The sequence below is a fragment of the Streptomyces sp. NPDC054956 genome (assembly GCF_053609185.1).
In genome coordinates, this window is sequence record NZ_JBSGXB010000085.1 from 1 (window position 1) to 24890 (window position 24890).

Genomic DNA, 24890 nt, shown 5'->3' on the forward strand with positions numbered 1-24890 from the left:
CCTCCCGCTCGGGGAGACGGCCAGCCCTCGCCTGCTACTGGTTCAGGGCGTCACGGGGTGGCACCGGGGGCGGTGGCCACGAACTTGTTGGCCAGCGCCTGGTAGTAGCTGGTGGTGGGCAGGACACGGCCCTCACCGTCGGTCCAGGTGTAGACAGGGTCGAGCAGGCCACCCGGCGTGTTGCCGACCGAGACCGCCGCGGCGAAGTCCACGGCCACGTCCGCGCTGCCGTTGAGCGGGTTGTTGGCTCCATTCGGGCAGGAGTTGTCCTCCGGGCTGGAGACGCCGCAGCGGATGTAGTTGTTGACCGTCTTGCGCACGGTGTCCTGGCCGGTGGTGATGTTCGCCCAGGCCGGGATGGTGGCGATGTGCACCCGAATCGGGGTCCAGCCGGTCGGGTCGTCGTCCGACTTGCGGACCCTGATCTGGTAGGCGAGTGCCGCCAGCCGCTTCTGCACCTCCGTCGCGCCGACGTTGTTCTGGATGTCGGCCGCGCCCGTGGACAGCAGGACCGCCCGGACGTAGCTGTTGTCCAGGATCGCGCGGTCCACCGGGTTGCCCGAGCTCCTGGGCGTCTGCTCCGTGGTGGGACCCGAACCCGAAAGCGGCTGCAGGTAATTGTTGGGCAGGTACCAGCTGCTCTTGCCGGCATTGAGTACCGCGTACGGGGCCGGGGGCGACTCGAGCGGGTCGGCCGCGAGGTAGTTGTCGACCAGCTTCTGGTAGATCAGGTCATTCAGGTGGTGTGCGTTGTCGCTGAGGGTGGTGTCGCTGTTGACGGTCTGGTCGCCGTAGAGGACCAGCGCGCCGACGGCGTTGCTGGCCGGGGTGACGTCCACACCGGTCAGGTAGGCCACACCGGGCACGCTGACGGTGAACGCGCTCGCAGAGGCGTCGGCGGTGTGGTCACCGCTGCCCTGCGGGGTCGCCCAGACCGACTGCTGCGGCGAGCCGTGTGCCGGCACGTCGGGCACCGCGCCCTGGAGATGCAGGCTGACCAGCAGAGTCGTCTGCTGGGCGACGTCCAGGCTGATCGGGTCGCTCATCACCTCGGCGCCGATCGGGATGGTGACGGAGGGCGAGCCTCCGAAGGTCAGTGCCAGCGGGGGGCGGTCGGTGGAGGCTGCGGTGCTCTGCGGTGCGATCGAGACGTGCGGCAGGGTGACCGGAGACCTGCCCAGGACGTTCGACAGTCGGATACGGACCTTGCCGCTGCTGTCGTTGCCGACCGTGATGCGGGCCGGGATACGGATGGTCTGGTCGGTCCAGGTGCCCATGTTCCAGTCCTGGCGGGCTTGCCAGGTGCCGGTCCAGTTCGGGACCTTCGAGCCGTTCACATACGCCGACTGGCGCAGGCCGATGCCCATGATGTGCAGAGCCCGGTTGCTCGGGACGGCCTTCGGGGTGACCACTGGCAGACCTATGCTCGCGATCGGCACACCCGGACACGGGAGCTGGACCGAGATCGCTGTCAGCCGCGGCACCATCCCGTCGGTGGCGGTGCCTGGGCGGTTGCGGCCGGTGAAGGTGATCGCCGGGCCTGGGACGCTGCCGGTGACCCAGTCCGGCACGCTGTCCAGGCTGTATGGGTAGTCGGTGGTCTGGCCGCAGGTGCTGCTGCCGTCGGGCTTCTTCGGGTAGGTGATGGTGCCGCTGGCGTTGTAGGCGCTGCCGCCGGTGGCGAAGGCCAGGAAGACGACCGAGTTGCCGTGGTTGTTCGGGTCGTTTGCGTCGACCTGAACGGTCTGGCCGCTGGACAGGATGTTGTCGCCCTTGCCCACCGCGTAGTTCGGCACGGTCATGGGGGCGCCGTTGATGGCGAGTTTCGTGCCGGGGTTCCAGCCGGCCGCGGCCAGCTGGCTCGCCGAGTAGCTGCTGCCGCTGCCGTCGGCGTCGGCGGCATCGTGGTTGTTGTCGGCACTGATCGCGGTGTTGTTGAGGCAGGCGGTCAGATCGTTCAACTTGCAGGTGGCGCTGCCCGGCGCCAGGCGCAGAGCGTCCACGCCGATCTGGTAGCCGCCGGAGGACCCGTGCTTGCCGGTGACGGTGAAGGTCAGGGTGTGCACGACACCCTGCTTCAGCTCGATCGGGTCGCCCGCGGCCGTCTTCGGGATGCCGAAGTCGACGTACTGCTGGCCGACGCTGCCGGTGTAGGCGTCGATCACGCCGGGCAGGGCGAGCTCGGTGGGCTGGCCCTTGTCCAGGGTCACCGAGTACTGGGCGAAGTCGTACGAGGTGGTGAGGTTCGCGCCGAGGCTCCAGTAGCCGGTGCGCGGCAGGACGAAGTTGAGCTTCATCGTGTCGTTCGGCGCGATCGACCCGCTGCCATTGGCGAAGATCGCCTGCGCGCCGCTGTAGAACTGCACCGAGCAGCAGTTGTTCTGGGTCACCAGCCGCCCTCCGGCGCTGGTGATCGAGCCGGCCGGGACGGTCGGCGAGGTGCTGCCGTCGTCGTTGGTGATCGCGTAGTTGCCGTTGACGAGCTTGTCACCGCCGACGTAGGTCGGGGTGGTCAGACCGGCCCAGAACTGGTGGTCGGCCTGGCTGAGCGAGGTCAGACCGGCCTGGTCGACGGCCTTGACGTAGAGATGGTGCGGGCCGACCAGTCCGGGAGCGAACCGAACCGAGGCCAGGGTGTTGCTCGCCGAGGTCCAGTACTGCTGGCCGCGCACGATCTGCTGGCCTGGGCTCCAGGTGGGCGGCTGGCTCTGCTGGCTCCAGACCGTCCCGCCAAGGTCGGCGTCGAGGGCGAAGATGTAGCCGGCCACGTTGTTCTGGCTGTTCGTGGTGAAGTTGAAAGTGCCCAGGTCGCTGTACCCGGCGCCGAACTGCCCCTTCGGGAACTCGGGGGAGTAGACGTTCGGGGTGGGCGGCGGGGAGGTGTCGACGGTGAAGACATGCCAGGGGGACCAGCCGGACCAGAGCCCGCCTTCCTGGCTGTGGGTGACTCCGCGCCAGGCGTAGGTGCCGTCCGCCAGGTTGGGGTAGGTGTAGGCGCCGCCGGTGGCGGTGAAGGAGCTGAACAAGCCGCCGGCGACGCCGCTGGTGGCACCGCCGTTCCAGTTCCAGATCTCGTAGCCGGACTGGACCTGCTCGCCGCCGCTGCCACCCCCCGTGGCCTTCATGGTGACGTTATGGGAGTTGACGAAGGTTCCGCCCGGGCCGTCGACGGTCGGGCTGGTGGAGTCCTGGCCGTCCAGGTAGGGGGCGCGGTAGTAGGTGACCGACCAGTTGGTCTGGGTCGGGTCGATCTTCTTCCACTGGTACTTGCTCGACTCGTCGTGGGCATCGACCTCAAGGTTGCGCCAGCCCCAGTTCGCCGCTCCCTGGGCGACCGAGGTGACGTCGAAGTTCACCGGGCCCTTGGCGCAGCCGCTGGTGGTGTAGTGGCCAATGCAGGAGGGCACCGAGGTGACGTAGTTGGAGGAGCCATTACCCGGCTTGTTGCCCCAGCTCAGGTCGCCGGGGAAGTCGGTGTCGACCCAGATCTCGGTGGGCTGGGCGACGGAGTCGGCGGCCCAGGTGAAGTAGGGGCGGAAGGTGGCGGAGGTGACGTTGGCTCCCCGGATGCCGTCCGCGTTCATCTCGAAGTACGAGCGGTGGACGGACCAGCAGTAGCTGCCGCAGCCGCTCCAGTCGCCCATGTTGCCGACTCTTGCCTCGTTGCCGGTGGTGGCCTTCCAGCCCTTGTCGTTGATCGATGCCCAGGCCACCACGGACGGGTTTCCGGACCAGGCAGGGTCGATGTAGAGCGGGTAGACGGTGTCCCTGCCAGTCAGGATCGACCTGTCGGGGGAGATGACGATCTCGCCCTTGCCGACCTTCATGCCCATCCGGGTGCTGTGCGCACCCGCGCCGGGGCCGGCGGTGCTGGACTTCTTCGGCTCGGCCGCCTTGCCGCCGGGAGCCTCGCTCGGCGCTGCGGCGGCGGCAAGGGACTTGGCGGCCTTCTCACGGCCGGGCTTGGCGTCCTTGACCAGGGTGGCCGTGGCGCTTCGGCGGGCGGACGCCAGCTCCTCGCTACCGGGCATCGCGTTCTCGGCGGAGTCCCAGACGAGCGGCGGGTCGGCACGGAACACGGTGTTGCCGTGGCCGTCCTGGGCCAGGACGTCACCGGAGCCGGCTTGGCTGAGGGTCACGCCGTCGGTCTGGGCGCCCAGCTTGAGGGTGGCGAGGGCCGGGTTGGCGGCGGCTTCGGGCGTCTTGACGACCAGGACCTGGGAGAAGCCGTCCGCGTGTGCGGTGACGGTCAGGTCCACGTCCGGAAGGATCGCCGGGTAAGTTGCGGTGTCTCCGCTGACCACGGGCGCGGGGAGTACGGCCGGCCAGGTCAGCGAGACCTTCTTGCCGTCCCGCACCATGGTGACCAGCGGGCCCGAACCACCACCGGAGAAGGCCACCTCGGCATCAGTCGCGCCTGGCGCGAAAGTGCCATCGGGGCGCCTGGCGAGCTTGGTGTCGATCGGCACCCAAGCCTTGTTCTTGCGGGCTCGGACCGGGCCGGCGGCCTGGTTGAGTGTGAAGGTGCCGTCCGGGTTGGCCACCGTCTCGGCGTTCTCGGTCGTCAGCTCTTCGACGACGACCGGCTTCCCGGTCTTCTTCGCCTTCGCCTCAGCTGCCGACTGAGCCTTCGACACGGCGACGTCGACGACCGGCGCCCGCTTCAGATCGGAGGGCACGGTGGGCGTTGGCGCGGGCGCGGCGTGCGCGGGCGTCGCTATGCCGGTGAGCAGCCCTGCGGCGAGTGCGACGGTGGTCGCACTGGCGGCCAGACGCGATGGTCTGGAGAGTCGCGGCCGGTGACCGCCACCTCGTTTGAAGAGGCCCATTCCTGACCGATCCCTATCCCCTTGGGGCACCTGGTTTCCAGGGGTGCCCGTGTGCTGAGCATTCTGCGGGCTTGGCGTATTCACGGCGGTGGACGTAGATCCCCGCCTGTCCGGATTGGTCATCAAATACCCGCACCTAGGCGCCAATTCAGTGATCGAATCGTGACTCGGCGGAGGTTTTACCGAGCTGACACTATGTCGCTCGCACAGATGTACCTGGGTAAACCAAGAGAGGTCACAGTGGGGGTAGGACTGTTCCGCACAGCGGGACGACATTCCGTCCGGGGACTGTTGCGTTCGAGCGCGACCGTCCTCGCCGGCAGCCTGTTGGTCACCGGCGCGATACCCGCGGCTTCGGTCGCGGCGCCGAAGGCACCGGCGATTCCGAAGGCAAAGCAGGTTCCATTCAAACGAGCCGAACCGGGCAAGCCGGTCGAGACGGCCTCGTTCGCGAAGTACGCCCCGACTGCGGCGGCCAAACTACCGGCCGCCACAACGGCGTTGGTCGACCTCAGCGGCACCGGCAAGGGCGCCGTATTGCGCGCCCCGGCGAATGGCAAGGAGCCTGTCGCCGAGGGCTTCGCCCGCGCCGGCAACCTGCCGGTCCTCGTCGGCAAGCCGCACGGCACGGCAAAGTCGGCGCTGGCGAAGGGCGGAGGCGGCGAACTCTCCCGGGTCCGTGTCACCAGCGCCGACCAGTCGGTGGCCCAGGCCGCCGGCGTGCACGGCGTGCTGTTCTCACTGGAGCCGGCGGACACGTCGGCCGGCTCCGGGGAGGCGACCGTCGTCGTCGACCCATCATCCTTCCGGGCGGCGTTCGGCGGCGATTACGCATCCCGTCTCCACCTGGTGCAGCTGCCTTCCTGCGCGCTGACCACACCGGACCTGGCCACGTGTCAGGTCCAGACCCCACTGCCGACCGAGCCGGGCTCCCCGCTGACCACGACCGTCACGGTCGCCCCGGCGAAGAGCGACCGCGTCAGCTTTGTGCAGCGGAACAGCCTGTCCGCCGGACCGGTGGCCGCTCCGGCGTCCTCGGGCGCGATGGTGCTGGCCGCGACCTCCTCCGCCGACGGTTCCTCGGGTTCCTACTCGGCGACCTCGCTGTCCCCCGCGGGCGCCTGGTCGGCAGGTGGGAGTACGGGTGCGTTCGCCTACGCCTACCCGATCAAGGTTCCCAAGGCGCTGGCAGGCGCTTCGCCCGACGTGTCGCTCTCCTACGACTCCTCCTCGCAGGACGGCCGTACCGCGGGCACGAACAACCAGTCGTCATGGCTGGGTGACGGCTGGTCATCGGGTGAGTCCTTCGTCGAGCGCTCCTACAAGCTGTGCGCCGGCGACACCGGGTCCGGCGCGCCGCAGGGTTCCGGCGACCGCTGCTGGGCGGGACAGGTGCTCACCCTGTCGCTGAACGGCAAGACGACGCAGATCGTCTACGACGGCACCAGCTTCCGGCCTGCCAGCGACTCCTCCACCGAGAAGGTCGAGCGGCTCTTCCTGTCGGGCGGTGCGTCGAACGGTACCTACAACGGCGAGTACTTCCGTGTCACCGAGAACGGCGTCCAGTACTACTTCGGTCTGAACCAGCTGCCCGGCTTCGCGGCCGGAAAGCAGGAGACCAAGTCGGTCTTCACCATGCCGGTGTACGGCGCGCGCACTGACGAACCGTGCCACGGTGCGAGTTTCGCCTCGTCCTCGTGCACGCAGGGTTGGCGGTGGAACCTGGACTACACCGTGGATCTGCACGACAACGCGACTGCGTACTACTACCAGCCGGAGACCAACTACTACGGGGCGAATGCGCAGAACACCGGGGTCGCCTACACCCGGGGCGGCTATCTGCAGCGGATCGACTACGGTATGACCGCCTCCACGGTCTACTCGGCGACCGCGCCGCAGCAGGTCGTCTTCGACGTCACCGAGCGCTGCATCCCCGGCACGCCGGCCGGTGCGACCTGCGCGGACGGGCAGTTCACCACGGCGAATGCGGCCTGGTGGCCTGATGTGCCGACCGACCAGCACTGCGGGCAGGGCGCGTCCTGCACCAACCACGGTCCGTCGTTCTGGTCGCGCAAGCGGCTGTCTCGGATCACCACTCAGGTGCAGGTCGGCGGTGCGACGCAGCAGGTCGACAAGTGGGACTTCGTACAGTCCTTCCCGGACGGCGGCGACCACGCGCCGACCCTGTGGCTGGACTCGGTCCAGCGCACCGGTCTGGACACCAGCGCCGGCGGCGGCGCCGCCGTCGCGCTGCCGGTGACCAGCTTCGACCCGCCGGCGCAGAAGCCCAACCGGGTCGGGACGATCACCAACCAGCCGGCGATGTACCACAACCGGATCCAGAACATCGTCACCGAGACCGGCGCTCAGATCACGGTCACCTACAACCCGACCGAGTGCACCCCCGCCAACGTGCCGTCCGACCCCACGGCCAACACGATGGCCTGCTATCCCTTCCTGTGGACCCCACCGGGCTACACCACGCAGCAGAAGGACTGGTTCCACAAGTACACGGTCGCCAGCGTCCGCACCGACGACCTGCACACCCAGAACCAAGACGGCACCTACCCGTCCATGCTCACCAGCTACAAATACCTCGGCGGCGCCGCCTGGCACTACGACGAGAGTGAGCTGGGCAAGGCCGATGCCAGGACGTACTCGCAGTTCCGCGGCTATGCGACGGTCGAGACCCGGAGCGGCGACACCAGGGTCCTGCACACCAACAACAACGCCAACGTCTACGACCAGCTGACGCTCTCGAAGACCACGTACTTCCGCGGTATGTCGCACAACACCGCGGACGGAACCGGCGGCACCAGCGTCAGCCTCACCTCGCAGGACGGTGCGCACAGCTACGAGGACAGGAACGAACTCGCCGGCCGCGTCTTCGAGACGGCCAACTTCAACGGCGACGGTGGGGCGCTCGAGGAATCGACCGTCACGATCCCGACGATCATCGGCCCGACGGCCACTCGCAACCGCACTGGCCTGCGGCCGCTGACGGCACAGATCATTCGCGACTCGGTTGTCTACAAGCGCCACACCACCTCGTACGGCTGGCGCAACACCGAGACCGACACCTTCTACAACACCAGCTTGGGCCAGCCGACCACCGGCATGGTCCAGCAGGTCGCCGACCGGGGCGAGATCGGTGCCGCGGGCAACACCCCTCAGTGCACCTGGACCAAGTACCTGTCCAACCCGGCGAAGGCGCTGGTCGTCCCGGTCGAGGTGGTCACCAACGCCCAGGACTGCCCCACCGCCGGCGCGTCACCGACAGGTGATCTGGTCTCGGACATCCGCACGTCGTACGACGGCAACGGGTTCGCCGTGGACGGTTCAGGCGGTGCAGCCCCGGTCAAGGCCGATGCCACCCTGGTCGAGTCGGCGAACGCGTCGACCGGCGCCTCCGCCACGTCCTTCCTGGCCACCGCGCGGACCACGTACGACGGCTACGGGCGTGCGCTGACGGTCACGCGCACCCCGAACTCGACCGCACCGGACGGCAGCAGCCTGGCGCAGACCGTCTCGACGACCTACACCCCGGCCGCCGGGGCACTGCCCACCTCCGTCGCGACCAAGACCCAGGTCACCGCAGGTGCCACGCCGACGTACCAGACCTCCCGGGTGGACCTGGCACCGGCACGGAACCAGCCGATCACCAAGGTCGACATCAGCGGCATGCGGACGGACCTGACCTACGACGCTCTCGGCCGGCTCACCAACGTGTGGCTGCCGACCCAGTCGAAGGCGGCCAACCAGTCCCCCAGCGCCCGCTTCTCCTACGCGCTGTCGAACACGACGGCGAGTGCGGTCACCTCCGAACAGCTCTTGGAGAACGGCAGCTACTCCTCGACGGTTGCCCTGTACGACGCGATGCTGCGGCTGCGTCAGAAGCAGGCACCGGGCGAGAACTCGAGCACCAACGTGTCGGACACCCAGTACGACTCGCACGGCTGGACGGTCCGCACAAACAACGCCTACAACATCGCGGGGTCACCGGCGCCCGTCGTCGCGAAGGTCGCCCAGCTGAACGTTCCGGCGAGCACGGTGACCGAGCACGACGCCATGGGCCGCGCCACGCAGGTCAGCGAGGAGCACAACGGAGTCGTCACTCCCGGCATGGTCACCACCACCGCTTACACCGGTGACTCCACGGTGGTCGTGCCGCGGACCGGTGGTGTGACCACGCGAGCGGTCACCGACGCGCGCGGCCGTACGGTCGAGCTCGGCCAGTACACCAGCGCGCCGTCGATCACCGGGTCCGCCCTGTCCGGCTTCACCGCCACGGGTGGCGTGGTGGCCACCACGAAGTACGGCTTCAACGCCGCTGGGCAGCAGATCTCCGTCACCGGCCCGGACCAGGTGGTCTGGCAGTTCGCCTACGACCTCCAGGGACACCAGACCAAGAAGGTCGACCCCGACGCGGGCACCGCGCGGTACGTGTTCGACGATGCGGGCAACCAGGTCGCCACGATCGACGTCCGCAACGTCGAACTGAATTACACCTACGACCTGTTGGGCCGGAAGCTGACCGCGGTCGACAAGACCAATGGCAGCTTCAAGTTCGGCGTCTGGAAGTACGACACGCTGCAGGCGGGCAAGCTCACCTACTCCGCCCGCTACGTCCCCGGCACCACCGGCGCCTACGTCGTCCAGCCCACCGGCTACACCAGCCTCGGCAAGCCCACCGGCACGAAGATCACGCTCCCCGCGAGCGAGGCCCCTCTGCCGACCAGCTACACCACCTCCTACACGTACTCGCCCACCACCCAGCAACTGATCGGCCAGCGGGATCCCGGCGTCGCGGGACTGCTGAGCGAGGACATCTCCTACGGCTACAACGTCGTCGGCAACGCCGTCAGCATGCAGGGCGTCAACGCCTACGTCGGCCCGGTGGCCTACACCAACTACGGCGAGCCCGCCCAGATCACCTACGGCCCGTCCAACAACCCGGCCTGGTCGACGTACAGCTACGACGACCAGACCCGGCGGCTGACCAACGTACAGACCAGCCGGAACCAGGCTCCTGGTCCGGTGATCGACGACATCAGCTACACCTACGACGCTTCGGGCAACACTCTTTCGGCTGTCGACAAGCAGTCCGAGACCGGTACGGCCGTCACGGACACCCAGTGCTACCAGTACGACGCGCTGAACCGGCTCACCCAGGCGTGGACCGCGAGCGGCACCTGCCCGGCAGCCGGGGTGAACCCGACGTCGGCGAGTGTGGCCACCGGTCCCGCCGCCTACTGGCAGTCCTTCGGCTACGACGTCATCGGAAACCGCGTCAGCTCCGTCGACCATGCGGTCAACGGTCAGGCCGGCGACACCACCACCGCCTACACCAACGGCTGCACCGGCAACAGCACTCAGTGCCCCAACGGCCCGCAGCCGCACACCCTCACGGGCACCAGCACAACCGGCCCCGGCGGCACCACCACGACGTCGTTCAGCTACGACGCGATGGGCTCCATCGTGGGACGGACGCCCAGCGCGGGGCCGGCCCAGGCACTGCACTGGGACTCCGAAGGCCGTGTGGACCAGATCACTCAGGGCGGCACCACCGTTGCCAAGTTCGTCTACGACGCCGACGGAAACCAGCTGATCCGTCGCGATCCCGGTCAAACCACCCTGCACGCCGGTGACACCGAGATCGTGGTCAACACCTCGGCCACCCCGAACGTGCTGCTCGGCGCGGTGCGCACCTACTCCCTCGCGGGGAAGGCCGTCGCGCTCGCGTCCAGCCTGCCGGGCGGCGGTGTGCACTACGTGCTGTCCGACCCGCACAACACCGCGACCCTGACGATCGACACCACCACCCAGAAGGCGGTACGCAAGCAGTACACCCCGTACGGTCAGAACCGGGGTACGGCCACCGGTTGGCCGGACCCCACCCGCGGGTTCCTGGCCAAGCCATTCTCAGGTACGACCGGGTACACCGACGTCGGCGCCCGCAAGTACGACGCGGCGCTCGGCCGGTTCCTCAGCATCGACCCGGTGTTCTCGGCGGACGATCCGCAGCAGCTGGGCGGCTACACCTATGCCGGCGGCAACCCGGTCACCAAGTCCGACCCGAGCGGTCTGAGGATCCCGGACGATGACCGGAGCTCCGGTGGCGGGGGCAGCGCCTACAAGCCGTTCTCCTGGACCAACCTGCACAACTGGGCCGTGGAGGTGGTTGCCAGCTATCTCACCACGACGATCAACGTGCGGTACGGCCTCGGAAACAGCTGGCGTGTCACCACGGACATCCGCGAGCGGGCGACGAACACCGTGCCCGAGGGGTCCGACCAGCTGGGGCAGGACAAGGCCTTCCCCAAGCTGCCCCACATGTTCTCGGGCGGCCCCGGCTACGTCGACATCATGAGCCGAGAGAAGGACGCGATCTACGTCTGGGAGGTCAAGAACCAGGCTCCGGACTTCTGGGACGGCGGTCTCCTCACCAAGGGAGGCAAGGCGCGCGCCGAGTACACCGGCCCGAGCCAGCTCGACCAGTACATCAAGAAGATGACCGGCGGAACGGGGATGCTCGACGGGCTCCCGGTCAAGAAGGGCTACTACATTCCGCCGATGATCACCTGGCACCCGACCGACCCGGAACTCACCATGGTGGTGGGGTCCATCAGCCCGAACCAGCGCGGTGAGAACGCGGGAATCATCACCTATCGCACCTACCGGACGCCGCTGCCGGACTTCCGTCCGGTGCCGGCTCCGGCCCTGAAGCCGGCCCCGGCGGAGGAGAGTTCCTTCAACTTCAACCTGAACGTGAACTGGGGCAAGGTGGGTGAAACAGTCATGGCCGGAGTCGTGATCGGCGGCATCTTCGTTGCCGGCGCGCTGACCGGAGGTGTGGCGTTCCAAAACGCCTGACCGATCCGTACGGGCCGGCCAGGGGGACCATTCGGTCGCCCTGGCCGGCCCGTACGGCGTTCATTGCCCCCACCGGTCGTGACCTGCGATAATGGCCGCGACATCAGAGCCATCGAGGGCACGAGGAGCTGTCGGGATGGATGACACGGGGCGGGCCTCGGTCGCGCTGGCGGTGGCCCTCAGGGACACCCACTTCAGGCTCAAGGCGCTGGCCCGCTCCTGGGAGGAACGGGCAGCCGCCGGCGTGGTACAGCAGCGCGAATCGCTCGGTCCCACCTGGCAGTACTCGGATGACCCGGACCTCGCCTCGTACGCCGACGGCCAGGTGATCGTCCTGGCCAACGGCATCTGCGTGATCTTCCAACTCGCCATCAGGTTCGGCGGGGAGGCGGTCGACATGCTCGCGAGCATCAACCTGGAGGACGACGACGAGGTCTTCATGGAGCTGCTGTCGACCGGTCCGGAGGAGTTCCCGGTGAGCGGCGACGACCTGGTCACCGAGATCGGTCGCTGTCTGGAGCAGATGGAACGAGTCGACCTCGCGTCGGTGCTCCGGGGCTGAGACCGGCCATCGGCGAGGAGCTGACCGGTGCCCAACCCGATGGGCACCGCTCAGAGGTCGTTTCCGTCCGTGGCCGCCACCGGCCCGGCTTCGTCCTGACCGAATGGATCCGCCAGGCCGAGCAGGACGCGCCCAAGCCCGTCAGCGGCTTCGCCGGCTTCCTCCGCGGCGACCTAGGGCGCCACCGCTGTTCGAGGGCGAGGAAGAAGAGTTCGGCCTCCTCGTGGCAACCACGAACGCCCCCTCGACGCCTTGGACGCCGCCGAGAACCGAACTGGAGCAGTACGCGAACGCTGGGTCAACCAATCCATGGCAGGCGACGATTACTCCGACCACGTGCCGGCTGATCTCAAGTCCTCCGATCTCGCCGAGCCAGCCTTCCTGTCCGGCCTCTGCGATCCGGCCGATGAGGTCGCCTCGGATCTCGACGAGGGGCTCGGCGGCTGTGGCTTCGCGCTGGTCCCCTTCCATGCCGTGGCGGCGCGCGGCTCGCACCTGGTGCCACGGGTTCTGGGCGCGGTCCAGGTATTCGCGTTTGACCGTTGCGGAGCCGGGCTTCCAGCGGCCCTGGTGGGTGGGGTCGCCGCCGGCGTCGGCGATGTCCTGGGCTCCCCCGCGGCGCAGGCCGTGTGAGGTGACCAGGTGCCGGACGGGGAGCCCGGCCAGGTAGGCTCGGTGGCGGACCCAGTCGTTGAGGGCGTCGCCGGTGACGGCCCCTCGTGCACTCCCATGCGGTGCAGGGAGGTCAGCCAGTCCCGTACGGCCGCGACCGGGTCGTAGCGCGGGTCCTCGGGGTCGGCCGGGATGAACATGCTCTCCCCTTTCCCTTCCGGGTCGGTCTTCGAGTACGTACGTGGCCGTCGTACAGGGCCGCGCCACCCGGCCCATCGCCTCGCACCACTCGGCGAAGTTCTCGCGCTGGCTGGTGTAGTTGCGGTTGGTGTTGGCGGGCGCGGCCTTCTCGCGAAGGCGCTGCGCCGTGCTCGCCGACACCTCGAAGTCCGCACGGGTGTACGCCGGTGCGTCCGCCTCCGTGGGAACGGCCTCCCCCGGATAGAGGATGGTGTGCCGGTCGAGGAGGGGACGGGGGCGCCCCTCGGAAGCGGGTGCGGAGTGGGGCGCACGGAGACGCGGGCGATCTTCGAAACGTGCGTCGTCGAGTTCACCCCAGAGGCCAGGTGGAAGATGCAACCGGAGCCACTCCCAGGCCAATGCGACGGATTGACGGCTTCCCATTTGCGGGTGATAGTTGCGCGACCGGGAAGGGGCCCGGTCGCGCAAGCGAGGGTGGGGACGGAACGACCACGACACATGCCCAGGATGTCCCGCTCGCCTTCGAGGTTGATTCCCACCGCGATGTAGACCCCCCGGTTGGCGACCGCGCCGTCGCGGATCTTCAGACGATCGCGTCGATCATGATGACGGCGTGGACCCGGTCCAGCGGCCGGTTGCGCCAGGCGTCCAGTTCGGCGCTGACCTTGTCGGTGGCCCTCGAGATCGTCTCTCGCGAGACGTCCACGTCGTAGAGTTCCACGAGATGTGCCTGGATCTCGCCTGTCGCGAGGCCCTTCGCGTAGAGGGACAGGAGTGCTTCGCCGAAGCCCTCCGCCCGTCCGCTGATGCTTGGGCACGATCTGCGGGACGAAGGTGCCGGCGCGGTCACGGGGGATGTCCAGTTCCACCGCTCCTACGTCGGCCAGGATCCGCTTCCGTGACGTGCCGTTGCGGGAGTTGCCCGACCCGATCCCGGCCCGGTCGCCCTTCCGGACAGTCCCGGCCCGGGGCCCTCGGGGTCCGTTGACGTTGCCCGTTGGAGGGGTCCGTTGACGGACCCCGCGCTCAGAGCCAGCCGTTGCGCCGGAACCCCCGGTGGATCACGAAGCAGGCGACGGCCATCACGCCGACGACGATCGGGTACCCGTAAGTCCAGTGCAGTTCCGGCATGTTGTCGAAGTTCATGCCGTACACCCCGCAGACCATCGTCGGAACGGCGACGATGGCCGCCCATGCGGTGATCTTGCGCATGTCCTCGTTCTGGGCGACGGTCACCTGCGCGAGGTGGGCCTGGAGGATGGAGTCGAGGAGGGCGTCGTACGCGCCGATCTGGTCGGTGGCGCGGGTGAGGTGGTCGGCGACGTCACGGAAGTACGTGCGCATCTCCGGCGGGATCACCGGTATCGGCTGCGTGCTCAGCTGCTGGAGCGGCCGGCTCAGCGGGGCCACCGCCCGCCGCAGCTCCAGCAGTTCGCGCTTGAGCTGGTAGATCCGGCCGGCGTCGCCGCGCCCGCCGTGCTCGCTGAACACCATGGTCTCGACGGCGTCTATGTCGTTCTGCACCGCGTCCGTGACGGCCACGTACTCGTCGACCACGTGGTCGGCGATCGCGTGCAGGACCGCGACCGGCCCCTTGGCCAGGTGGTCGGGGGTGGCCTCCAGGGCCTCGCGGACCGGTCCGAGGGTGCCGCGGCCGCCGTGCCGGATGGTGATGACGAAGTCGTCGCCCGCGAAGGCCATGAGCTCGCCGGTCTCCACGACCTCGCTGGTCGCGGTGAGCTCCTCGTGCTCCACGTAGCGCACGGTCTTGAGCACGGCGAAGAGGGTCTCGTCGTAGCGCTCGATCTTGGGCCGCTGGTGCGCGTGGACCGCGTCCTCGACGGCGAGCGGGTGCAGGCCGAACAGTTCGGCCAGTCCGGCGAGCTCGGTCTGCGAGGGCTCGTGCAGGCCGATCCAGACGAAGGAGTCGCCCGTCTTGCGGACGCGGCGCAGCGCCTCCGCGGCGTCGGCGCAGCCGTCCTGGCGCACGCCGTCGCGGTAGACGACGCAGTTGACGACGGCGCTGCCGAGCGGAGAGCGCGCGGGGTGGCTGAGGTCGACGGCCCGGCGGTAGCCGCGGCGCACGGCCCGGCGCAGGTTGCTGAACATGGACAAGGACGTACTCCCCTTCGGCTGAACACCGGCCAGTCTGCCACCGGACCGGGCGAGGCCCGCCGCCGGGCGGGCCGGGCATCCGGGGGGCGGCTCCGGCGGAAACGTTTGTGCGGTTCCCGTACCCGGCCCCTATGCTGCCGCGGTGACCACACCCCCCGGCAGACCCGCGCGCCCCACCTTCCGTGAACGAGCCTCGCTGGTCGCGTTCGTCCTGCTCGGCGTGGTCCTCGTGACCGGTTTGTCCTTCGCGGGGTGGAAGCACTGGCAGCGGACCCACCCGGGCGATTTCACGGCCGAGCCCCACGGCTGCGCGCTGGTGTCCCCCGGGACGATCCACCGGCTGGTGCCCACCTCCTACGGCGGCCGCGAGGAAAAGGGATCGTGCAGCTGGTCCGCGCCGCGCGAGGAGGGCGCGAAGAGGGCCGGGGTCTTCCTGCAGTCCTTCGTCCTCACCGAGGACCTCGCCGCCAAGTCCCTCCGCGAGGACCGCAACGACAACATGATCTGGGAGAAGGCCGCCCCGGAGGACGTCGTCGGCATCGGCGACGAGGCGTTCCTGCGCTTCCGGACGTCCGACCCCGAACGCCCCGCCGTCGCCCAGGTCTGCTTCCGGCTGAGCAACATGGTCGTGAACGTCACCTACACCCGCGCCGACACCGACCGCGCGGCCGCCCGTTCCGGAGCCCTCGACTCGGCACGCGAGGCCGCCGCCTACCTCAAGTGGTCCGTACGCTGAGGACCGGCCGGGCGGCGGGGCTCACGTGCGGTCGATGAAGACGCTCGTCGACTTCACCCGCGCCGTAGCCCGCGCCCCCACCTCCAGGCCGAGTTCCTCCACGGCCTCGCGGGTCAGCAGCGACACGATGCGGTGCGGACCGGCCTGGATCTCCACCTGCGCGTCGACCGTGCCCAGCTTCACGCCGGTCACGATGCCGGGGAAGGCGTTGCGCGCCGAGGTGTACGGGGCCTCCTCGCCCTCGGCGCCCTCCTGCGCGGCCTCCACGCAGAAGGCGGCCAGGTCTGGCCCGTCCACCATGCGCCGCGTGCCCTCCCGACGCGTCGGGAACCGCTCCGCGTCGGCCCACCGCCGGGCCGTGTCAACGCTGACGCCGAGCAGCCGCGCCGCCTGGCCGATCGTGTAGGACTCCATGCCGGAAGCCTATGCCCTGGCCCCGGCCGGGAGAGCGGCGCCCGGCCCGAGCCGCCCGGCCCGAGCCGCCCGGCCCCGAGCCGCCCCGGGCCCTGCCGCGAGCCTCCGGGATCGCCGGGCTCACCGGGATCGCCGTGGCGGGACTCAGCGCAGGGCTTCCGCCGCCGCGCGGGCGACCGCGTCCGCCACCATCGACAGCGCCGGCGAGTCCAGCTTCCACTGCTGCCAGTACAGCGGTACGTCCGAGGTCCGCCCCGGTGCGATCAGCACCAGCTTCCCGGCCTCCAGCAACGGCGCCGCCTGGGCCTCCGGCACCATCGCCCAGCCCAGCCCGGCGACCGCCGCGTCGCAGAACCCCTCCGAGGTGGGGTCGCGCTCCAGCCGGGCCAGTTGTCGCGCGAAGCGGACGACGACCTCCCCCGACTCGGTCGCCCGTACCGGTTTGGTCCGCATCAGCAGCACGCGTCCGGTCCGCTGCTCCAGCGCCTTGACGCGCTGGCTGACCGCCGACGGGGTCACGTGCAGGGCGGCCGCCGCCGCGTCGAAGGTGCCCTCGTCGATCACCGCGAGCAGCGTCCGTACCTGGTCCACAGGCAGCTCGTCCATCACAATGCCTAATGCTACGTAAGAATCTTTAGCTGTACTACTCACGTGGCCGCTGTCTACGGTCGGACCCATGACACACGGCATCATCCCTGCGGGCCTCGCGGGCTTCGGCACCGGACTCTCCCTCATCGTCGCCATCGGCGCCCAGAACGCCTTCGTCCTGCGCCAGGGCGTGCGCCGCCACTCGGTCCTCGCCGTGGTCGCCATCTGCGCCCTCTCCGACGCCGTCCTCATCGCCCTCGGCGTGGCCGGCGTCGGCGCGTTCGTCACGGCCTGGCCGCCCGCCCTCACCGTGGTCGGACTCGTCGGCGGCGCCTTCCTCGTCGGGTACGGAGTCCTCGCCGCCCGCCGGGTGCTGCGCCCCGGCCCCGGCGCCGCGCTCACCGCCGGGGCCGACGGCACGGGCGCCGGCTCGGGCCGCGCCTCCGTCGGCGGCCGCTCCACCGCCCGCCGCGCCGTGCTGACCTGCCTGGCCATGACCTGGCTCAACCCGCACGTGTACCTCGACACCGTCCTGCTGCTCGGCTCCCTCGCCGCCGACCGGGGCGACCTGCGCTGGGCGTTCGGCGTCGGAGCCTGTCTGGCGAGCCTGACCTGGTTCGGCGCGCTCGGCTACGGAGCCCGGCTGCTCAGCGGCCCGCTCTCCCGGCCCTCCGCCTGGCGGGTGCTGGACGGGCTCGTCGCCGCGACCATGGTCACGATGGGCGGCCTGCTCCTCGCCCGGGCCTGACCCCCGCACCGCCGCCGCCCCTCCAGGTCCACCCCATGGACGCTCCCCGATTGGGTACGGATCACCGTGCCCCGCATCCCGTGCGCGGCCGCGCCCCGCCCGCCCCACCCCTCCAGGAGCCCTCCGTGCCGGATGATCCCTCCCGCTACACCGACTCGGTCCGCGCCTACTACGCCGCCCAGTCGGCCCCCCCCTCCTGGCCGCCACCGGGGTCGTACTGGACGCGCGCGGGCGGGTCCTCGTACTGACCACCTCGTACAAGACGGACCTGGAGCTGCCGGGCGGGAACGTGGCGGACACCGAGACGCCGGAGGAGGGGCTGGCCCGCGAACTGAAGGAGGAGCTGGACCTGAGCGTGCCGGTCGGGCGGCTGCTCGCCGTGGACTCCCGCCCGCCGGGCCCGCTGGGCCGCTCCCTCGTCGTCCACGTCCACCTCGTCGGCCCGCTCACCCCCGAGCAGGCCGCCGCGATCTCCTTCCCGGACGGCGAGGTGACCGAGGCACGCTGGCTCACCCCCGACGAGGCGTACGAGGCCCTGCCCGCCCGGAACGCGCCCCGTCTGCGCGCCGCCCTGGCGGCCCTGTACGCCGGCTCCCTCGCGCACCTGATCGGCGGTGTCCCCCAGCCCGGCTCCCCGGCCGGCCTGGACCCGGCGCGCCGGGCGGAACTGGAGCACTCCGGCGCCTTCGACTCCGCCGACCACCGGGCCGCCCGCCCCAAGGCGCTCACGGCGGCGAGCGTGCTGTTCACCGACCCGGCGGGCGGGGTCCTGCTGGTGCAGCCCGCCTACGGGGACCCGGACCACTGGCACCTGCCGGGCGGCGGCATCGACAGCGACCTCGGCGAGATCCCGCGCACCGCTGCCCGGCGCGAGGTGCTCGAGGAGCTCGGCCTGGACCTGGCCCCGGGCCGGCTGCTCGCCGTCAACTGGTCCCACCGGCCCGGCCATCCGGCCCGTGTCCGCTTCCTCTACGACGGCGGCACCCTCGACTCCGCCGCCCTGGGCCGGATCCGCCTGCCCGAGAGGGAGCTCCTGCAGTGGCGGGCGGTGCTCCCGGCCGAGCTCCCGCGGTTCGTCAAACCCGCCCTCCGCCGCCAGATCGAAGCGAGCCTCGGGGCGCGCGGCACGGACACCGGCCCCCTCGAACTCCACGCGGGCCGCCCGGTGCCGACGGACTGACCGGACCGACCGACCGGCCCCGGCGCCCTCACCCGGCCGGGGCCACCATGATCCCCAGCAGGTCCTCCGCGACGGCCCTGATCCGCTCGTCCTCGTCCCTCAGCGCACGGTCCCGGAGCACCGCGGCGGCCCGCGGGCTCGACGGCCATCCCAGCGCCAGCATGTGCACGACCCTGCGCCGGAACTCCGCGTCCGGCTCGTCCACCGCACGGGCGCGGGCCAGGGCCTCCCCCTCCTCCTCGCCGGCCCGCACCACCCACCAGCGCAGCGCCGCGAACCTGACCTCCGGCTGCGGATCGGCCACCGCACACCGGCGCAGGGCGGCCCGTACGTCCGGGTGCCCGGCCCAGCGGCGGCCCAGCGCCTTGACCACGTCGGCGCCGACCGGGTCGTCGGGCCGGCCGGAGACGGCGCGCGTCAGCACGTCCCGGACGTCCTCCCGGTGAGCCCAGTAGTGGCCCAGGGCGTTCAGTACGGTGTCCCGGAAGCGGTGCGAGGTGTCCTCGGCGACGCTCAGGAGGAACTCCCGGACGTCCGCCCGATCGGCCCACCGTTTCGTCAGCACCTTCAGGGCGCCGCTGCCGACGAGCCAGTCGCCGGCAGCGTCGGCCGCCGTCCGCATCAGGGCGGCGCGTACGTCGTCGTGGTCGGGCCAGTGGTCCTCCAGTACGTCCAGCACGGTCGCGCAGGCGAGGCGGTCCGCGTGGCCGGCGGCTCCGAGGATCAGCTCGTGGACGTCCCTCCGGCCGGACCAGTGCTCCGCCAGGGCACGCAGCACGGTCGCGTAGGCGTGCACGTTGGGCTCTCGGGGACAGACCCGGACGAGCAGTTCGCGGACCTCCGGCCGGCCGGCCCAGTGCTCGGCCAGTTCGCACAGGGCGTTTCGGCTGACGTCCTCGTCGTAGGGGGCGGCGGTGGGGTCCATGCAGCGGATCAGGACCTCGCGGGCCTCGTCGTGCCCCGGGTAGCGCTCACCCATGACCTGGACGGCGGTGCTGCGCACCGCCGGCTCGGGGTCCTCGCGGGCCCGGCGCAGGACGAGCTCGCGGACGCCTTCGTGGTCCGACCAGTGCTCTCCCAGCGAACGGAGGGCGGCCGAGCGCGCCTCCGGGGACCGGCTCGAGCGGGCGGCGCGCTTGAGCACCTCGCGGACTCCGGTGTGTCCCGGCCCCTGACTGCCCAGCACGTTCAAGGCCTTGGTGCTCACCTCGTCGTGCGCCGCCGCGTCCTCGGCCCTGCGGACCAGGAGCGCGCGGACGTCGGCATTGCGCGGCACCTCGTCACGGAGATGCCATACGGCGCTGCAGGACAGTTCCGGTTCGCCGTCGTCGGCCGCGCACCGGGTCAGGAAGTCGAGGACGTCCCGGTGGCCACGCGCGTACTGCGTGAGCACCCGCAGTGCCGTGCTCCTGGTGTTCCCGTCGTCGTCCTCACGGGCCCGCCGCATGAGCAGGCCCCGCACCTCCTCGTTCGCGCTCCACCGCCGGCCCATGGTCCGCATGGCGTCGCCGCGGACGAACGGGTGGTCATCGCCCACGGCGGCGCCCATGACCAGACTCCGGACCTCCGCGTCCTCGGGCCGGCCGAGGGCGAGGCCTTCGAGTGCGGCGGTCCGGGCACGCTGGTGCGGGTCCTCGGCCGCGAGGCCGGTCAGGAAGGTACGGACGTCCTCGCGGTCGGCCCACAGCTCGCCGAGCACTTCCAGCGCCATGGCCCGGACCCTGCCGTTCCCCCCGGTCGCCGCCTCGCGGGCGACCCTTTCGCGGACCTCTTCGTCCGGTTCGTCCGGGCGGCGCCGACCGCGTTCGTAGAGGAGGAAGAGCCGGTCGAGCCCGTGGTAGCTGCCGCGGGCGAGGGTGGTCAACTCGTCGTCGTCGAGCCGGAGATGGAAAGCCAGAAGAGCGGCCGGCTCGTCACTGGCGGAGAACTGGCCGCTCAAGCGGTACCAGCGCAGGTAGCGTTCGCGCCCCGCCGAGTACCGGCCCAACGCCCCCAGCGCGGACGCCGCTTCACCCAGCAGCCACGGGCCCCTCGAACCCCGTACCTCCAGGGCCGCGGTCACGGCGTCGACGACGGCGACGCTCTGGGGCGCAGGCACCCCGCTCTCGCCCATTTCGGCCAGTGCCCGCAGGGCCAGTACCACGAGGCTCGCGTCGTCCGCGTCCGTGCGCCGGGCGTGCAGACCGAGGAGCCGGTCGACGGCAGCCGTCGCGTCCGCGGCGTCCAACTGCCCGATGAGCAGGAGCAGGACCTCGTGCCACGTGGGATCGGCGGCCCGGGCCGCGACGACCTGCTCGATCAACTCCCCGGACGTCCACTCCCCTTCCTCCCGGTAGCGGTGGGCGATGTCCGCCGCCGCCAGGTGTTCGAGGAAGGCCCGGTGCACGAATCCGTAGACGGTGCCGCCGTAGCAGGACAGGATGAAGTTGCGTTCGTGCAGTTGCGTGACCATGGCCCGGGCGGCGGCCGCGGCGTGCAGGGCCGGCAGCCCGTACCGCCCCAGATGATCGCGGAAGAACCGTTGGAGACCGCTCGCGTCGATGTGGTTGCCGGCGACGCCGTCGCTGCCCTCCTGGAGGGTGCGGGCCAGCCGGCGCAACAGAGCCAGCCGCTCGCCGGGCCCGAGCACCTCCAGCGCCTCGGCGACGGGCGGGGTCAGCGGCGCCTTGAGGAACTTGGCGGCTTGGTCCCACTGTTCGACGAGGACCTCGACGGCGTGCTCGTAGACGTCCCGCCGGTTGCGCGGAAGGGGACCCCGGCTCCCCATGATCACGAGGATCGTCAGCAGGAGCGGGTTCCCCGCCACCTCCAGCAGTGGTCGCGAGGCCTCCAGGGCCGAAGTGATGCGCTCCGTCAGTCCGTCGGCGCGCGCCCGGTCGTCCGGGTACGCGTGGTGGTACCAGAGGTCGGTGAACTCCGCGATCAGTTCCGGGTCCAGGTCCTGCAGCGTGAAGTGCGAGAAGCCCGCGCCGTCGAGGACGGTGCGCACGTAGCCGATGATCCGCGAGGTCACCACGATCCGCGCCGACGGGTGGCGGGCGGCGAACGCGGCGATGCGCCGCGCGGTCTCCTTCCTCGCCTCGGGGGCGAACACCTCGTCGAGACCGTCGAACACCACCACGGCCCGGCCCTCGGCCAGCAGCCGCTCGCGGACGGGGGCGGGGACGGAGAGCCCGAAGGCCCGGTGCTGCCGGTCGAGGAACTCCTCGAAGCCGCCGTTGCCCCACCGGGCGTCGGCGAACTGGCGGAGCTCCACGACGAGCGGCACGCGTCCGGCCAACTCGCCCCAGGTACTGCCGGGTTCGGCGCCGGGGTCGGTCCCCGGTTCGGTGCCGGGTTCGGTGCCGCTCTCCCCATCGGCCGCACCGCCGGCCGCCCGGCCGCCCAGCGAGAGGGCGAGATGGCGTACCAGCATCGACTTTCCCGCCCCGGGGTCCCCCAGCAGGACCACCCGCCTGCCCGAGGGCCCGGCCAGCACCTCCATCACCCGCTCTTCGGGACGTTCGAGGTAGGAGTTCCGCAGCCGCTCGACGGCGCCCTTGTCCACTCCGGGCGGCAGGAGCTGCGTGTCGGGGAGCTCGCCGGACAGCGCCAGCCGTCTCCGCAGTTCCCTGGGCAGCTCGACCGGGGGCGGATCGGCCCGCACGGAGGGGGCGACGAACACCGCCGAGAGCGGGACGGCAGGGTGTTCTTCCGCCCGGGGTGCGAGGACCTGCAGTTCCAGCCCCCCGTACTCCTCCTCGAAGCGGCGTACGTAGTCCACCACGGCCCGCGCGACGTCCTGTTCGGAAGGCGGGGCGGGCGGCTGCGGCCCCAGGGGGCCCGTGTTGAACGTGTTGCCGTCACCGGTCACGACGTACTCCGCGTTCCCGCCCACGGCGGCGGAGCGTTCGGCACCCGCCCGCACTCCGCCCCGAGCCTCGGGTGCGGGCTCCGCGGCGGGCTCCGGGCCGCTCCTCCACGGCGCCTTCCACAGCGAGCGGCGAGGGAGCGGATCGGGCACCTCGGTCCCGGCCAAGGGGCCTCCAGACGACACGGTTCACAGCGTTCCCAGAACGCTAGCGGCCGATCCCGGGGCGCGGCTCCCCTTCGCCGGAAGTCCACCGCCGCATAGTCCCCCGCGGCCTCCCCCGCCCACTCCCCCGGCCGCTCCCCGCCCGGGCAGGGAGCTAGATTGAGCGGATGTTCGAGACCGTGACCACCGAGGAACTCAAGGCCATGGAGACCCTCGCGCGCCGGGTCCGCAACGAGCTCGCCGCCGCGGGTCTGCCGGTGCTTGCACCCGACCTCGACTCCTCCTTCTCGGGTGGTGCGGAGGTCGACATCGACGACGGCGCCGATTCCGCCGGTGGCGTCTTCGTGAGCTGGGCGGCCGCCCCGAGCCTGCGCGCGTCCACGAGCCGCACCTTTCGGGCCTGGCAGCGGAGCGATCCCCAGCTGCAGCAACCGGACGAACCCGTCCTCCGCAGGATGCGCCACTCCAGCGAGATCGACGCCGCGATGATGGGGGCCATGGCCGCCATCCTGGCATCGGCCGGATACACCACGCAGGACGCGCAGGACTCGTACCGCCCCCACCACCTGCGGGTCACGGCAGGCCCCGCGTCGGGCAGCACACCCCTGTGGGCACCGCACGACGAGGAAGCCAGCTCCGACTGACCGCGTAGCCGCACGCGGCACTGCCCCCGCGGGACGCACCGGCCACCCCGTTCGCCCCGCGGCCCGGTGTCGGCCTCGACCTCGCCTACGCCACACTCCCGTCCGGGCTTCGACCCGCTAACGGCCGGATCGGCCTCCCCTATGGCGCATTTCTTGCTTGCTCCTGGGATCTCCTCCGCTCCAACTCCACCCTCCACGCACCGATCCCGACCCGAGGTCACGGAACGACAAAGAGACATTCCACCCCAACTCCATGCACTTCCGGGCCAATTGGGTTACCGGAAGCCAGTGGATCACCGATTTGCCGTGGGGTAGCGTCCAGATCGCAAACGCCGAACGGCCATTCTTTTGCAGTGGGAAAGGGGTACGAGGAGCATTTCCGGTAACCCTCACGATCCCGCCCGAAAGAATCCCGGAGTCGCCTTCGAGAGCGCCCTCGGCGATTTGCTTCGAGCTCTACTGACAACAAAGAGACCGCGAGCCGCCGCTGCGCTCGCTCTGCGCCCTCGGTGACCTCGGGGCGCTCGGCGTCCAGGTGCCCGTGGAGTACGGGGGCCTCGGCTTCGGGGACGGTGCGGCCTGTCCGGTGGTCGAGCGGGTGGCGCAGGCCTGCGCCTCCACCGCCGCCATCCTGATGTTCCCCTACCAGGTCGTGCGCAGGACCATCGTCTTCGGCGCGGACCCCTGGCGCGACGACGACCTGCGCGGCTTCGCCACCGGATCGCTGATCGGCGCGAGCGCCTGGAGCGAGAGGGCGACGACCAAGAACTCGCGCTCTTCGGCGGCCTGCTCATCGTGTCCGACGTGCGCACCGTCGGCTTCTGCACCGGCGTCGCGTCGGTGGTGCTCGGCGGCATCTGGTGGCTGCGCCGGGACCGCGAGGCCGAGCGCCTCTACCCGACCGCCGTGGCCGAGGACGTCCTGTCGGAGATGCTCACCCGGCCCGGTCTCGCCGACCGCTTCATCGACTCGCTCGCCGCGCGCGACAACCGCCGGATCCACACCAGCCTGCCCGACGCGGTCACCCCGCCTCCGGAGGCGGCCGCGGATGCCGCGCCCGGCGAACTGCCCGGCGCGCTGCGGCTGTCGTACGCCCGGGGCCGGATCGTCGAGGGCGGCACCGACGAGCGGCCGGTGTTCACCGCGGCCGGCTACCGGTGGGAGGTCGGCAAGGCCCGCCGCATCGTCCTGGAGACCCTGTGGGACGGGGCCTGGCACACCCTGGAGGAGGTGCGCGGGGCGGTGGCGGAGGAGTCCTGACCGCGCGTGGAGCTCTTCCTCGGCGACCTGCTCCACCGGGGCCTGGTCACCGGCACGTCCCGCTCGGTGTCCGAGGCCCTCTGAGCGGCGGGCCGGGCTCCCGGGGCACGCCT

The 24890-nt window shown here is 70.7% G+C and carries 15 protein-coding genes and 2 pseudogenes; 10 read left to right on the forward strand and 7 right to left on the reverse strand.

Annotated features, from left to right (window positions below):
• Window positions 1-50: 50 nt before the first annotated feature.
• Window positions 51-4679, reverse strand: a complete 4629-nt coding sequence (locus tag ACWGDE_RS16185) for a hypothetical protein (RefSeq protein WP_453389629.1) — start codon at window positions 4677-4679, stop codon at window positions 51-53.
• A gap of 441 nt (window positions 4680-5120) precedes the next feature.
• On the opposite strand from ACWGDE_RS16185, the gene ACWGDE_RS16190 reads away from it, so the two are divergent.
• The 3 genes from ACWGDE_RS16190 (at window position 5121) to ACWGDE_RS16200 (ending at window position 12897) form a co-directional block, all read left to right on the forward strand.
• Window positions 5121-11702 carry an RHS repeat-associated core domain-containing protein gene (locus ACWGDE_RS16190; protein ID WP_453389630.1) on the forward strand — a complete coding sequence of 2194 codons (6582 nt, stop codon included), beginning with the start codon at window positions 5121-5123 and terminating at the stop codon, window positions 11700-11702.
• A gap of 136 nt (window positions 11703-11838) precedes the next feature.
• Entirely contained in the window at window positions 11839-12264 is a 426-nt protein-coding gene (locus ACWGDE_RS16195; protein ID WP_453389631.1) for a hypothetical protein, read from the forward strand.
• A gap of 309 nt (window positions 12265-12573) precedes the next feature.
• A complete protein-coding gene (locus ACWGDE_RS16200; RefSeq protein ID WP_453389632.1) occupies window positions 12574-12897 on the forward strand; it encodes a hypothetical protein in 324 nt (107 codons plus the stop codon).
• Between the two features lie 668 nt (window positions 12898-13565).
• Here the strand turns inward: ACWGDE_RS16200 and ACWGDE_RS16205 are convergent.
• Both ACWGDE_RS16205 and corA read right to left on the reverse strand, forming a co-directional pair.
• Window positions 13566-14027, reverse strand: a pseudogene (locus ACWGDE_RS16205) (IS256 family transposase); the annotation flags it as partial.
• Between the two features lie 76 nt (window positions 14028-14103).
• Window positions 14104-15186 (reverse strand): magnesium/cobalt transporter CorA, encoded by a 1083-nt coding sequence (corA, locus tag ACWGDE_RS16210; protein ID WP_453389633.1) that lies wholly within the window; start codon window positions 15184-15186, stop codon window positions 14104-14106.
• Window positions 15187-15334: 148 nt separating this feature from the next.
• On the opposite strand from corA, the gene ACWGDE_RS16215 reads away from it, so the two are divergent.
• Entirely contained in the window at window positions 15335-15928 is a 594-nt protein-coding gene (locus tag ACWGDE_RS16215) for a hypothetical protein (protein ID WP_453389634.1), read from the forward strand.
• A gap of 21 nt (window positions 15929-15949) precedes the next feature.
• Here the strand turns inward: ACWGDE_RS16215 and ACWGDE_RS16220 are convergent, their stop codons facing one another.
• Together ACWGDE_RS16220 and ACWGDE_RS16225 are read right to left on the reverse strand one after the other, a co-directional pair.
• Window positions 15950-16342: a TOBE domain-containing protein gene (locus ACWGDE_RS16220; protein WP_453389635.1), complete on the reverse strand. Its 393-nt coding sequence runs from the start codon at window positions 16340-16342 to the stop codon at window positions 15950-15952.
• Window positions 16343-16486: 144 nt separating this feature from the next.
• The gene (locus ACWGDE_RS16225; protein WP_453389636.1) at window positions 16487-16948 is read right to left on the reverse strand and encodes a LysR family transcriptional regulator; all 462 of its coding nucleotides are present in this window, start codon (window positions 16946-16948) and stop codon (window positions 16487-16489) included.
• A gap of 70 nt (window positions 16949-17018) precedes the next feature.
• Between ACWGDE_RS16225 and ACWGDE_RS16230 the strand changes: the two genes are divergently transcribed.
• The 3 genes from ACWGDE_RS16230 to ACWGDE_RS16240 all read left to right on the forward strand — a co-directional run bounded on the left by ACWGDE_RS16230 (window position 17019) and on the right by ACWGDE_RS16240 (window position 18858).
• On the forward strand, window positions 17019-17678 hold the full coding sequence (locus tag ACWGDE_RS16230; protein WP_453389637.1) for a LysE/ArgO family amino acid transporter: 660 nt from the start codon (window positions 17019-17021) through the stop codon (window positions 17676-17678).
• Between the two features lie 125 nt (window positions 17679-17803).
• Complete coding sequence (locus ACWGDE_RS16235) at window positions 17804-17926, forward strand: hypothetical protein (protein WP_453389638.1); 123 nt, start codon at window positions 17804-17806, stop codon at window positions 17924-17926.
• Complete coding sequence (locus ACWGDE_RS16240; RefSeq protein WP_453389643.1) at window positions 17923-18858, forward strand: NUDIX hydrolase; 936 nt, start codon at window positions 17923-17925, stop codon at window positions 18856-18858. The genes ACWGDE_RS16235 and ACWGDE_RS16240 overlap by 4 nt, the downstream gene beginning before the upstream one ends.
• A gap of 28 nt (window positions 18859-18886) precedes the next feature.
• Here the strand turns inward: ACWGDE_RS16240 and ACWGDE_RS16245 are convergent, their stop codons facing one another.
• Complete coding sequence (locus tag ACWGDE_RS16245; protein WP_453389639.1) at window positions 18887-22876, reverse strand: HEAT repeat domain-containing protein; 3990 nt, start codon at window positions 22874-22876, stop codon at window positions 18887-18889.
• A 164-nt stretch (window positions 22877-23040) separates the two neighbouring features.
• Between ACWGDE_RS16245 and ACWGDE_RS16250 the strand changes: the two genes are divergently transcribed.
• On the forward strand, window positions 23041-23517 hold the full coding sequence (locus tag ACWGDE_RS16250) for a hypothetical protein (protein ID WP_453389640.1): 477 nt from the start codon (window positions 23041-23043) through the stop codon (window positions 23515-23517).
• 541 nt (window positions 23518-24058) lie between these two features.
• Window positions 24059-24175: pseudogene (locus ACWGDE_RS16255) on the forward strand (hypothetical protein); the annotation flags it as partial.
• On the opposite strand, the gene ACWGDE_RS16260 reads toward ACWGDE_RS16255, so the two are convergent.
• Window positions 24160-24282 (reverse strand): hypothetical protein, encoded by a 123-nt coding sequence (locus ACWGDE_RS16260; protein ID WP_453389641.1) that lies wholly within the window; start codon window positions 24280-24282, stop codon window positions 24160-24162. The pseudogene ACWGDE_RS16255 and the gene ACWGDE_RS16260 overlap by 16 nt on opposite strands.
• A gap of 30 nt (window positions 24283-24312) precedes the next feature.
• Between ACWGDE_RS16260 and ACWGDE_RS16265 the strand changes: the two genes are divergently transcribed.
• Window positions 24313-24777 carry a hypothetical protein gene (locus ACWGDE_RS16265; protein ID WP_453389642.1) on the forward strand — a complete coding sequence of 155 codons (465 nt, stop codon included), beginning with the start codon at window positions 24313-24315 and terminating at the stop codon, window positions 24775-24777.
• Window positions 24778-24890: the final 113 nt, after the last annotated feature.